This window comes from Vibrio sp. 10N.286.51.B11 (assembly GCF_041469245.1).
GTDB classification, from domain to species: Bacteria; Pseudomonadota; Gammaproteobacteria; order Enterobacterales; family Vibrionaceae; genus Vibrio; species Vibrio crassostreae_C.
The window spans coordinates 54712-67479 of sequence record NZ_JBFRKI010000038.1 but is presented as its reverse complement, the minus strand read 5'-3'; the positions used below and the strand labels follow the sequence as shown (position 1 = coordinate 67479).

Annotated in this window: 9 protein-coding genes; 1 reads left to right on the top strand and 8 read right to left on the bottom strand. The window is 46.0% G+C overall.

The window, feature by feature from the left end; translation table 11 throughout:
• Window positions 1-15: 15 nt before the first annotated feature.
• The 8 genes from ispF to rlmD all read right to left on the bottom strand — a co-directional run bounded on the left by ispF (window position 16) and on the right by rlmD (window position 9738).
• A complete protein-coding gene (ispF, locus tag AB4154_RS18220) occupies window positions 16-495 on the bottom strand; it encodes a 2-C-methyl-D-erythritol 2,4-cyclodiphosphate synthase (protein WP_004739053.1) in 480 nt (159 codons plus the stop codon).
• Window positions 496-497: 2 nt separating this feature from the next.
• Window positions 498-1199 carry a 2-C-methyl-D-erythritol 4-phosphate cytidylyltransferase gene (ispD, locus tag AB4154_RS18215; protein ID WP_017059032.1) on the bottom strand — a complete coding sequence of 234 codons (702 nt, stop codon included), beginning with the start codon at window positions 1197-1199 and terminating at the stop codon, window positions 498-500.
• Complete coding sequence (ftsB, locus tag AB4154_RS18210) at window positions 1199-1480, bottom strand: cell division protein FtsB (protein WP_010435786.1); 282 nt, start codon at window positions 1478-1480, stop codon at window positions 1199-1201. Before ftsB ends, ispD begins: the two co-directional genes overlap by 1 nt.
• A gap of 401 nt (window positions 1481-1881) precedes the next feature.
• Window positions 1882-3180, bottom strand: a complete 1299-nt coding sequence (gene eno, locus AB4154_RS18205; RefSeq protein ID WP_017059033.1) for a phosphopyruvate hydratase — start codon at window positions 3178-3180, stop codon at window positions 1882-1884.
• 81 nt (window positions 3181-3261) lie between these two features.
• Window positions 3262-4902: a CTP synthase gene (locus AB4154_RS18200; RefSeq protein ID WP_017063214.1), complete on the bottom strand. Its 1641-nt coding sequence runs from the start codon at window positions 4900-4902 to the stop codon at window positions 3262-3264.
• 150 nt (window positions 4903-5052) lie between these two features.
• A complete protein-coding gene (gene mazG / locus AB4154_RS18195) occupies window positions 5053-5850 on the bottom strand; it encodes a nucleoside triphosphate pyrophosphohydrolase (RefSeq protein ID WP_017068693.1) in 798 nt (265 codons plus the stop codon).
• A 210-nt stretch (window positions 5851-6060) separates the two neighbouring features.
• Window positions 6061-8283: a GTP diphosphokinase gene (gene relA / locus AB4154_RS18190; protein WP_372123745.1), complete on the bottom strand. Its 2223-nt coding sequence runs from the start codon at window positions 8281-8283 to the stop codon at window positions 6061-6063.
• Between the two features lie 135 nt (window positions 8284-8418).
• Entirely contained in the window at window positions 8419-9738 is a 1320-nt protein-coding gene (gene rlmD / locus AB4154_RS18185) for a 23S rRNA (uracil(1939)-C(5))-methyltransferase RlmD (protein WP_372116633.1), read from the bottom strand.
• Between the two features lie 165 nt (window positions 9739-9903).
• Between rlmD and barA the strand changes: the two genes are divergently transcribed.
• A complete protein-coding gene (gene barA, locus AB4154_RS18180; protein ID WP_372123742.1) occupies window positions 9904-12717 on the top strand; it encodes a two-component sensor histidine kinase BarA in 2814 nt (937 codons plus the stop codon).
• Window positions 12718-12768: the final 51 nt, after the last annotated feature.

The following is a 12768-nucleotide window of genomic DNA, read 5'->3' as shown; positions in this document are numbered from 1 at the left end:
TTTTCGTGTTGGTGCTTACGCACTTTTAGTAATTAGGACCACCGCTTCACATGCGATGCCCTCTTTGCGACCTGTAAAACCTAAACGCTCAGTGGTCGTCGCTTTTACATTCACATTGCTAATGCTGGTTTCTAGGTCTTGAGCAATAGCTTGGCACATAGAGTCTATATGAGGCGCCATCTTTGGAGCTTGCGCCATGATAGTAATATCGGCATTACCAATCACGTAACCTTGTTCTTTTACTCGACGGTAAACATCTTTCAGTAGCTCACGGCTATCCGCACCTTTCCATTCGTCATCGGTATCAGGGAAATGACGACCAATATCACCCGCAGCAATCGCACCCAATAGAGCGTCACACAACGCATGAAGGGCAACATCACCGTCTGAGTGTGCAATAAGACCTTGCTCGTAAGGGATGCTTACACCACCAATAATTACCGGGCCTTCACCACCAAACTTATGTACATCAAAGCCATGGCCAATACGAATCATCATTATTCCTTATTCTGACTTAAATAGAACTCAGCAAGCGCTAAATCTTCAGGCTGAGTAATCTTAAAATTATCTGAACGCCCTGCCACTAAAGCGGGCGATAAACCTTTCCATTCAAAGGCTGAGGCTTCATCAGTAATTGAAGCGCCTTGTTGCAACGCCTCACTTAATGCCTTCCACAGAGGCTTTGCTCTGAACATTTGCGGCGTAAGTGCATGCCATAAATCGGCACGCTCAACGGTATGCTCGATCTGCCCTTGGGCACCGCGCTTCATCGTGTCACGAACTGGAGCCGCTAAAATAGCGCCCACATCATGGCTCATCGCGCCGGAAATTAGCTTGTCGATATCACTTAGCTGAACACACGGCCTTGCCGCATCGTGAACCATTACCCAATCACTAAGCTGCTGCTCAGCGATATAGTTTAGCGCAGAGAGTACAGAGTCCGCTCGCTCGCTTCCGCCTGACACTCTGATCACTTGCGGGTTCAGGTTGAGTGCTAGATCAGGGTAGTATGGGTCATCATCGCTGATCGCAACGACAATTTGAGCGACTTGTGGGTGAGACAGTAATTTCTCAATGGTGTGCTCTAAAATTGTTTTGTCGTGAATCTTGAGATATTGCTTAGGGCGGTCTGCCTTCATTCGGCTACCGACGCCCGCCGCAGGTACAACGGCAATCACGCTTTGAAGTTGAGTCGACATTAATGGGATTCCTCACCAATGATGCGATAAAACGTTTCACCTTCTTTGACCATTCCAAGTTCATGACGTGCGCGTTCTTCTATCGCGTCTAAGCCTTGGCGTAGATCGTCAATTTCAGCAAACATTTCTGCATTTCGAATATGCAGCTTTTCATTTACTTGCTGTTGAACTTGGATTTCGTTGTTCACACCGTAGTAATCAGAGATACCATTTTTACCGAGCCACAGTGTGTGTTGTAGCCAGCCAAACACTATGAGCAGTACTAAAGCAAAAATTCGCATAACACCTTTCGCCGGTTGAAAAAGAAGGAACTAGAATAAGGCACATATATACCATAATGAGCTTATTGGTGCGAGATATGTGGTGTCAGGGAATCAATAAGTCGGGGAGTCATTGTCAGGAAAACAATGAGATTCCCTACTCCTTCCTTCGTCAGTCTAGGGAATGACGAACTTTATATGTGACAAGGAGGAGCTTTAGAGCCTAGAGCTTCTTTCATTCAGTTTTCTACAGACAAAAAAATGCCCCGCATAAGCGAGGCATTCAAAAGTATTAGTGCATAATTCTAACTAGTTGGTGCTGTAGCAAGGCAACAAAGAAGATTCAGCTATGGAGCATAGTTTCCTATGTGACTTAGTGAATCTTCTGCAGTTAACGCAGCTACAGTGCCAAATAGGACGAATTATTGACCTTTAACTTCTTTAAGACCGTTGTAAGGAGCTTTAGAACCTAGAGCTTCTTCGATACGGATAAGTTGGTTGTACTTAGCAACACGGTCAGAACGGCTCATAGAACCAGTTTTGATTTGACCTGCAGCTGTACCTACCGCTAGATCAGCGATAGTTGCATCTTCAGTTTCGCCAGAACGGTGAGAGATTACTGCAGTGTAGCCAGCGTCTTTAGCCATCTTGATAGCAGCTAGAGTCTCTGTTAGAGAACCGATTTGGTTGAACTTGATAAGGATAGAGTTAGCTACGCCTTTCTCGATACCTTCAGCAAGAATCTTAGTGTTTGTAACGAACAGATCGTCACCAACGATTTGAAGCTTGTCGCCTAGAAGTTCAGTTTGGTGCTTGAAGCCATCCCAATCTGACTCGTCAAGACCGTCTTCGATAGAAACGATTGGGAAGTTGTTCGCTAGCTCAGCTAGGTAGTGGTTGAACTCTTCAGAAGTGAAAGTTTTACCTTCGCCCTTCATGTTGTAGATGCCAGCTTCTTTGTCGAAGAACTCAGATGCTGCACAGTCCATAGCAAGAGTAACGTCTTTACCTAGTTCGTAACCAGCAGCTGCAACAGCTTCTGCGATAACTTCTAGAGCTTCAGCGTTAGACTTAAGGTTAGGAGCGAAACCACCTTCATCACCAACTGCAGTGCTGTAGCCTTTAGACTTAAGAACTTTAGCTAGGTTGTGGAATACTTCAGCGCCGATACGTAGACCTTCTTTAAGAGTTTTAGCGCCAACTGGTTGGATCATGAACTCTTGGATGTCAACGTTGTTATCTGCGTGCTCACCACCGTTGATGATGTTCATCATTGGTAGAGGCATAGAGAACTGACCAGCAGTACCGTTTAGCTCAGCGATGTGCTCGTATAGAGGCATGCCTTTCGCGGCAGCAGCAGCTTTTGCGTTAGCTAGAGATACAGCTAGGATAGCGTTCGCGCCGAACTTAGACTTGTTATCAGTACCGTCTAGGTCAAGCATGATTTGGTCAACGTCAGCTTGTGCTTTAGCGTCAGTACCAACTAGAGCTTCAGCGATTGGGCCGTTTACAGCTTCAATAGCTTTAAGAACACCTTTACCTAGGAAACGTGATTTGTCGCCGTCACGTAGCTCAAGAGCTTCGCGAGAACCAGTAGATGCGCCAGATGGAGCAGCAGCCATACCTACGAAACCGCCTTCTAGGTGTACTTCAGCTTCTACAGTTGGGTTACCACGTGAATCGATGATTTCACGACCTAGAACTTTAACGATCTTAGACATTGAATGTTTCCTTCTCGTTGAATATATAAATGTCAAATTTAAAGGTAGCAGCACAACTTACGCAGCTACCTGTATTCCTTTTTACTTCTCTAACTCGCCGCGCTGGAACTCACCAGCCGCTTTAACGAAACCTGCAAACAATGGGTGACCATCGCGAGGTGTTGAAGTGAACTCTGGGTGGAATTGAGCAGCAACGAACCATGGGTGGTTCGGGTTCTCAATAACTTCAACCAGTTTCTTGTCCGCAGATAGACCCGATACTTTTAGGCCCGCTTTTTCGATTTGTGGACGAAGATTGTTGTTCACTTCGTAACGGTGACGGTGACGTTCATGGATCGTCGCGCTACCGTATAATTCGTAAGCTTTCGTCCCTTTCGCTAGGTGACAAAGCTGTGAACCAAGACGCATTGTGCCGCCAAGGTCAGATGTTTCTGTACGCTCTTCAACTTTACCTTCGCCATCAGTCCACTCAGTGATAAGACCAACAACTGGGTACTTAGTTTCAGTACAGAATTCAGAAGAGTGTGCCCCTTCCATTTTCGCAACGTTACGAGCGTACTCGATAAGTGCTACTTGCATACCTAGACAGATACCTAAGTACGGTACTTTGTTTTCACGAGCGTATTGAGCAGCAAGAATCTTACCTTCAACACCACGGTCACCAAAGCCACCAGGAACTAGGATTGCATCTAGGCCTTCTAAAACTTCTACGCCACGAGACTCAACGTCTTGTGAATCTACGTATTTAATATTAACGCTTAGGCGATTTTTCAAGCCCGCGTGTTTTAGCGCTTCATTTACTGATTTGTATGCGTCTGGTAGTTCAATGTACTTACCAACCATACCAATCGTCACTTCACCCGTTGGGTTAGCTTCTTCGTAAATTACTTGTTCCCATTCAGACAGGTCTGCTTCTGGAGCTGTGATGCCGAAACGCTTACATACAAGTTCATCAGTACCTTGAGCTTTAATAAGCTGAGGGATCTTGTAGATAGAGTCAACATCGCGCATAGAAATAACTGCATTTTCTTGCACATTACAGAACAGAGCAATTTTCTTACGCTCGTTCGAAGGAATGTTGCGGTCTGAACGACAAACTAGGATGTCTGGCTGAATACCAATAGACAGTAGCTCTTTTACAGAGTGTTGCGTTGGCTTAGTTTTCACTTCGCCCGCAGCTGCTAGGTATGGCACTAGAGTAAGGTGCATGAACATTGCGCGTTCACGGCCTAGTTCTACTGCTAGCTGACGAATCGCTTCCATGAATGGTAGAGATTCGATATCACCAACCGTACCACCAACTTCAACGATCGCAATATCGTGGCCAGCTGCGCCAGAAATTACACGCTCTTTGATAGAGTTAGTGATGTGTGGGATAACCTGAATAGTTGCACCTAGGTAATCACCGCGACGCTCTTTAGCGAGTACGTCTGAGTAAACACGACCTGCAGTGAAGTTGTTACGCTTAGTCATCTTGGTGCGAATGAATCGCTCATAGTGACCAAGGTCAAGGTCTGTTTCAGCGCCATCTTCCGTAACGAACACTTCACCGTGCTGAGTCGGGCTCATAGTGCCTGGATCAACGTTGATGTAAGGGTCAAGCTTCATCATAGTCACTTTAAGACCACGAGCTTCTAAAATAGCCGCAAGAGATGCTGCAGCAATACCTTTACCTAGAGAGGATACAACCCCGCCAGTAACAAAAATGTAATTTGTCGTCATGTTTAACCTGAAATTGGTTGAATGAGGGAAATGGACTACTTCTGGACGGGATGAAAATATACCAGAAGCCCCTTATCGCCACAACGTGAAATCTATCACACTGCTATTTTTTATTTTTTGCTTCAAATCAATTCATGATAAAAGCTTTGGTTATCTTTTCTCCGCCACTTTGACTTCACCCCACATGGAATCAAGCTGTTGTAGTGAAAAATCGGTCAAATTTTTACCTTGCTGACGAACTTTTTGTTCCACCCCTTTAAAGCGACGCGAAAACTTGAGATTGGCTTTATTGAGTGCCGATTCTGGGTTTTTACCTAAATGTCGTACCAAGTTAACGGTCGCGAACAGTAAATCCCCCAGCTCTTCTTCAACCAATTCTTCGTTTGGCGTCACTTGAAGTGCTTCTTCTAGCACCTCGTCCACTTCCTCTAATACCTTATTGGCGACTGGGCCAATTGAGTCCCAATCAAAGCCATATTTCGCGACCTGCTTTTGAATTTTTGTAGCACGCGAAAGTGCAGGTAGAGAGTTTGGTATTGAGTCTAGAATACTTTCTTGAGTTTTGCCTGCTTGTGCTTTTTCTTTGGCTTTTTCCGCTTCCCAATTGGCATTGATTTCTTCATCACTGGCAAACTCAGTATCAGAGAACACATGCGGGTGACGGCGTGTTAGCTTTTCGTTAATGCCATCAACCACATCAGAGAACTCAAACAACCCCTGTTCTTTCGCTAACTGGCTATAGAAGATCACCTGAAACAACAAGTCACCCAACTCTTCTTGTAGGTTCGGCCAATCTTTGTTGTGAATCGCGTCCACCACCTCGTAGGTTTCTTCGATAGTATGCGGCACAATTGTTTCAAAATTTTGTTTCAAATCCCAAGGACAGCCACCTTCTGGATCGCGCAGCTTAGTCATAATCTGTTCAAGTTGTTCAATCGGGTGATTCATCGTTTTCTTCCTATTCACTGTCTTTGATTTTTAAATTTATAACGTCTTCTAAAACTAAAAAAGGCGAGCAGCCAAAACCACTCACCTTTCTATTCTTTCCGTCATCCCCAAGAGCGAAGAATGAGCGAGTTGGGGATCTCAAATCGCTTTACGAGATTCCCTATCACGTTCGTCCCTCACTGTAGGGAATGACGTGGATAGTATTTTGGCCTACCCCAACCTTTTGACTGACATAACATCTTTGATTTGTTCTACTCGGCTGGTAACGCGACTCAGAATTTCAATATTGGTCACTTCCAAATCGAAATCCATTACCGATAGCTGACGCTTGTAGTCGATGCGGCTCTTCATTGTGGTCACGCTGATCTTTTCATTCGAGAACAGTGAGGTGATGTCTTTCAACAAGCCATTACGTTCTAGCGCTTCAACACGCAGCGTTAGGATGTATGAACCGACAAAGCCATTACCCCAAACGGTATCAATGATACGTTCTGGCGCATGCACGCTTAGCTCGCCTAGCTGTTCACAGTCAGCGCGGTGCACTGAGATACCACGACCTTGAGTGATGTAACCTTTAATCACATCACCTGGGATTGGCTGACAGCAACGCGCTAGGTGCGTCATTAGGTTATCAACGCCCTCAACCACTACCGCATCTTTCTTCGGACGACTCTGTTGTGCCGGCTTGTTTTCCGACTCAAGCAGTTTCTCTAGCGCTTTCTTGTCTTCTTCTTCCGCCGTTGGCTTATTCACTAGCGCATTGATGTGATTAACCACTTGGTTAATACGCAAGTCGCCACTACCAATACCTGCATAGAGTTCGTCTGGCGTATTCACGTTAAAGCGTTTTAGTGCGTATTGATCAGCATCTTTTAGGGTTGCGCCTACTTTCGCTAGCTCAACTTCCAGGATATCACGACCCGCTTCTAGGTTTTTCTCACGGCTTTGTGCGCGGAACCAAGCGTTGATTTTCGCTCGAGCTCGACCAGAATGAACAAAACCTGTGGTTGGATTTAACCAGTCACGAGATGGGTTCGGCTCTTTCTGCGTGATGATCTCAACTTGATCGCCCATCGATAGTTTATGAGTGAACGGTACGATACGCCCCGCTACTTTGGCACCGATACAGCGGTGTCCGACCATCGAGTGGATGTGGTAGGCGAAATCCAACGGGGTTGCGCCCATTGGTAAGTCGACCACGTCACCACGTGGAGTAAATGCGTATACACGGTCATCGAAGACTTGGCTACGTACCTCATCCAGCATCTCGCCAGAGTCCGACATCTCTTCTTGCCAGTCGATAAGTTTACGCAACCAAGTGATTTTCTCATCGTAGCCACTACGGCCGCTTGAAGCTCCTTCTTTGTACTTCCAGTGCGCCGCCACACCAAGCTCAGAGTCTTCGTGCATTTGCTTAGTACGGATCTGAATCTCAATGGTCTTGCCTTCAGGGCCAAGTACTACGGTATGAATCGACTGGTAACCATTTGGCTTAGGGTTCGCCACATAATCATCAAATTCGCTCGGGAGGTGCTTGTATTTAGTGTGTACCACCCCAAGGCCGGCGTAACAGTCTTGCAGCTGATCAGCGATAATACGTACTGCTCGTACGTCAAAAAGCTCATCGAAGGCTAAGCCTTTCTTCTGCATTTTGCGCCAGATACTGTAGATGTGTTTTGGTCGGCCACTCACTTCAGCATTGATGTTTGAACGCTGCATTTCTGCGGTTAAATCATCAACGAAATCTGTGATGTATTGTTCACGAACGATACGACGCTCAGACAGCTGTTTTGCAATCTGCTTGTAGGTATCTGGTTGTTGGTAGCGGAATGCGTAATCTTCGATTTCCCACTTAAGTTGGCCGATACCTAAACGGTTAGCCAGTGGTGCATAGATGTTAGAACATTCTTTTGCTGCCGCACGACGCACAGCATCAGGTGCCTTTTTCACCTCAATAAGGTTACAGATTCGCTCCGCTAGCTTGATGACTACGCAACGGAAGTCATCAACCATTGCTAATAGCATGCGACGAACGTTATCGACTTGACCCGAGGCTGCACTGCCTTCAAGGGTCACGTTTAGCTGGCCCAAGGCCGCCATTTCTTCAACGCCGTCAATCAGCTTAACGATTTCTTTGCCGTAGCGTTCTTCGAAGGCTTCGCGTTCAAAAACGCCACTTGATACCACTGGGAAGAGTTGTGCTGCGACTAATGTTGCACGATCCATCGACAGCGTGACCAAGATTTCAATCATCTCGCGTCCACGCCATAGCAAGAGTGATGCTTGCTCGTGATCTTTTAATAGCTCTTCACAGTGACGATAAACTTTGTTCAGTTTATTCGAGGTTTTTGCGTCTTGCTTTAATGACGCAATCCAACTTTCTAGCTCAAACTGTTCGCTTGGGTTTAAATGTGCGCTTCGTACCGCAACCATCGTGCCTTCCTAGTTATTCTGTTTTATACCCAATTCAATATGACTAACTGGTTCCAAGTTAGTTCGACCATATTGATATCAGCGCAGGTGTCCCTGCGCCTTTGTCATTCATTTTTAAGCCTTATTTACGGGCCTTTAAGCCTTGATAAAGAGAGCCATCGATTCTAAATGGCTAGTGTGTGGGAACATATCCAACATACCAAGTTTGGCTAATTGGTAGCCTTGCTTTTCTAAGCTCTCTGAATCTCTAGCTAGAGTAGCAGGATTACACGAAACATAAACCACACGCTTCGCTCCTAACGCTGAAATTTGATCAACAACACCACTCGCTCCAGCACGAGCTGGGTCAAGTAAGATTTTATCAAATTTCTCTTTTGCCCAAGGCTGTGAAGATAAGTCTTCTTCAAGGTTAGCTTGGTAAAATTCCGTATTGCTTAACTGGTTTAACGCTGCATTAGATGCGGCTTGCTGAACCATTTCATCAACGCCTTCTACACCAACCACAAACGCCGATTGTTGCGCGATAGGCAGACTAAAGTTACCGAGACCACAAAACAGGTCTAGCACTCGCTCATCCGCTTGAGGCTCTAGCCACTCAATCGCTTGAGCCACCATCTGCTGATTCACTTTCTGGTTTACTTGGATAAAGTGGTTTGGCTCAAACGGTAACGTCACGCCAGTTTCGCTGTAAGAAGGTGTATCGCCGACTAAGCGAACCAACTTATCGGTTTCAGGCATCGAATACAGCGTAGCGCCTTCTTCTTTTGCTAACGCAATCAGCGCTTGCTCATCTTTTTCAACCAGAGGCTTAAGGTGACGTAGCACCATAACAGGGCCAGTATCGCCCAACACCAATTCAACGTGTCCTAAAGACGTAAGGCTGTTGAAAGTGTTCAGTAAATTTTTCAGTTTTGGCAGCAACACATTAAGGCGAGGATCAAGCACGGCACAGTCGGTGATGTTTTCAATCTGCTTACTCTGCTTCTTACGGAAACCGAATTGAAGCTGTTGTGTCTTCTTATCAACAAATAGGCTGATACGTGCGCGACGTCGATAACCGGTTTCATCACCGACAATAGGTTGTGCAACTTCAGTGTTCGCCGTTTGGTATTGGCTCATCAGGTGCGTCAGAGATTGCGATTTATGCTCAACCTGAGAAGAGTAACCTAGGTGTTGAAGGTGACAGCCACCACACTGATTAAAGTGCTTACAAAACGGCTTTAAACGCTGCTCGCTCGGCTTCAATAACTTGATGAGTTTAGCTCGCGAAAACTTACTTTTGCTCTCAGTAAGTTGAATAACCACCTGCTCACCGGGCAATGCGCCATCAATGAAAACCGGTTTATTCTTTTGATAAGCGATGCCAGCGCCATTGTGATCCATTCGTTCAACCAAAACCGATTGATGCTTGGTCTCGAGTTGAGTTTTCTTTTTTGGTTGGAAAAAACGTGCCATTGCTTGTGCCTAATGTATCTTTTAATAAGTAATTGGTATCCAGGACTCACTATTATGTCTTGGAATCATTGTCGAACGTCACGGCTTTGATTAAGCTTACCGTTCACTTAACCGCCATTGTGTGCGTTATTTTCCCATATCCAGACCTCGATGTAATTAAAGAACATGACCAGATATGGCTTAAGAGCCCGTGTAATTACCTTAACTCTAGCTCCAACCCTGATTATTGGGTTGCTATTGAGTGCATTTTTCTCATTTAACCGCTATCAAGACCTTGAAGGTCAAGTGGTTAACACTGGTACTAGCATCATTGAGCCACTTGCGATTACGAGTGAATCAGGCATGAAGCTCGAAAGTCGAGAGTCTGTTCGTCAGCTTATTAGCTATGCGCATCGAAAGAATTCTAAGCTAGTGCGCAGTATCGCGGTGTTTGATGAGCGTCATGAGTTGTTTGTAACCTCAAACTTCCACCCCGATTTTGAAAGCCTGACCTACCCCAAAGATAAACCGATCCCGCATTTAAGCTCATCGAACCTTCTCGATAATACGCTGATTCTGCGGACACCTATCATCGCCGAAGGCCAGTACATCAATTCAGCCAACGGTCAGTCTCAAGCTAATCAAGCGATCGGCTACATTGCGATTGAATTAGATCTTTCATCACTTCGATTGCAGCAATATCAAGAAGTGTTCTCTGCATTCTTAGTGTTGATTCTCGGGCTTGGTTTATCGGGCGTGTTTGCGTTCCGCTTAATGCACGATGTCACTCAACCGATCACACACATGAAAAACATGGTCGACCGAATTCGTCGAGGTCACCTAGATGTGCGTATCGAAGGTAAGATGCATGGTGAGCTAGACTCGCTGAAAAACGGTATCAATGCGATGGCGGTATCGCTATCAGAGTATCACGTCGAGATGCAGCACAGTATCGACCAGGCCACATCAGATTTGCGTGAAACTCTTGAACAGCTAGAGATTCAAAACGTTGAGTTAGACATCGCGAAGAAACGCGCTCAAGAAGCGGCTCGTGTTAAGTCTGAGTTCTTAGCGAATATGTCTCACGAATTGAGAACGCCGCTGAACGGTGTGATTGGCTTTACTCGTCAAATGCTCAAGACTCACCTATCGAACAGTCAAACCGATTACCTGCAAACCATTGAACGCTCGGCAAACAACCTGCTTAGCATCATCAACGATATCTTGGACTTCTCGAAACTTGAAGCCGGTAAATTAGCCCTAGAGAACATCCCATTTGAATTCCAAGCGAGCCTTGAAGAGGTAGTAAACCTTCAAGCAACCAACGCTCATGAGAAAGGCCTAGAACTGACACTGAAGATCGACCCTAAAGTACCGCCAGGTGTGGTGGGCGATCCACTGCGTATTCAGCAGATCCTAACCAACCTAGTGGGTAACTCAATCAAGTTTACCGAGCGCGGCAATATTGATATCAGCGTTGAGCTGCGTTCACAAAGCGAAGACAACATCGAGCTGCAGTTCATGGTTCGCGATACGGGTATTGGTATCTCGGAGCGTCAACAAGCTCAGCTTTTCCAAGCTTTCAGCCAAGCCGATGCAAGTATCTCTCGTCGCTATGGTGGTACAGGATTAGGTCTGGTTATCACCCAAAAACTGGTCAGCCAAATGGGCGGAGAGATCAGCCTAACCAGTCGTCTTCACCAAGGCTCTACCTTCTGGTTCACCTTGAGACTATCAACGACTGATATGCCGATGACAGAGCTGATTGAGACGCAGTGTCTGCAAGACAAACAACTGCTGCTTATCGAGCCAAACATGCAAGCGGCATCGATTACTCAGCAAATCCTAACCCAAGAAGGCTTAGTGGTAACGTATCGTTCGGTGATGCCAGATGAGACGACCTCGTATGACTACGTTCTGCTTAACCTAGCCGCCAACCAAGAGTATCAATTTGATACTGTGAGTGGTTGGGCGATCGGTGCGAAGAAGATTGCTCAAAACGTGATTATTGGTACACCAAGTACCGAGCTAGCGTTGGGTGAGCAACTAATGAAAGAGGTCGATGTTCAGTGCATCACCAAGCCTCTTTCTCGTAAGAAGTTGCTGCAAACTCTGGTATCGAATCAGGCACCTACCTTGATTGCACCAGCGATTGAAACGCATTCTGAAGAGAAGTTACCGCTTACTGTGATGGCAGTAGACGACAACCCAGCCAACCTTAAGTTGATTACCGCGCTGCTTAAAGAGCGTGTAGAAACCGTCATCAGTTGTACCAGTGGTCAGCAGGCGATAGACAAAGCGACAGAGACGCCATTTGATATCATCTTCATGGATATTCAAATGCCACAGATGGACGGTGTAACCGCTTGTCAGAACATCAAAAAACTGGCGAACAATGCGAACACTCCAGTGATTGCCGTGACCGCACATGCAATGATTGGCGAGCGTGATCGACTGCTTGAAGCGGGCATGGATGACTACCTAACCAAACCGATTGAAGAGCATGTTTTACAGCAGGTTCTGATTCATTGGAGCCCGACCTCTGAGGTTGAGCACATCGAAAAAATAGATCCAGACCACCCAGCGGTCTCCGCTGAAGTCGACAACGGTCCAGTGTCAGAAACTGAAGCCAGCGTACACACAAACATCATCATTGATTGGCAAGCTGCGATGAAACAAGCCGCCAATAAAGAAGACCTCGCACGCGATATGCTGCAAATGCTCGTCGACTTTATTCCAGAGGTGTATGAGGCAGCAGACAAAGCGATAGAAGACAGTGACTATCCAGTTGAAGAGCTGATACACATCATTCACAAGATGCATGGCAGCAGCTCGTACAGCGGCGTACCAAGGCTAAAATCGGTATGTGCGACAATAGAGAAAGAGCTGCGTTCAGGTACTTCTGTTGAAGACATTGAACCTGAGCTTTTCGAGCTTCAGGATGAATTAGATAAGGTTCAAGCAACCGCGATTCACTACTTGAAACAGGCGAAGGCCTAGCGGGTACTTGTTACTCACTAGTATTCTTTAGAGGGTTTACCCGCCAATAAA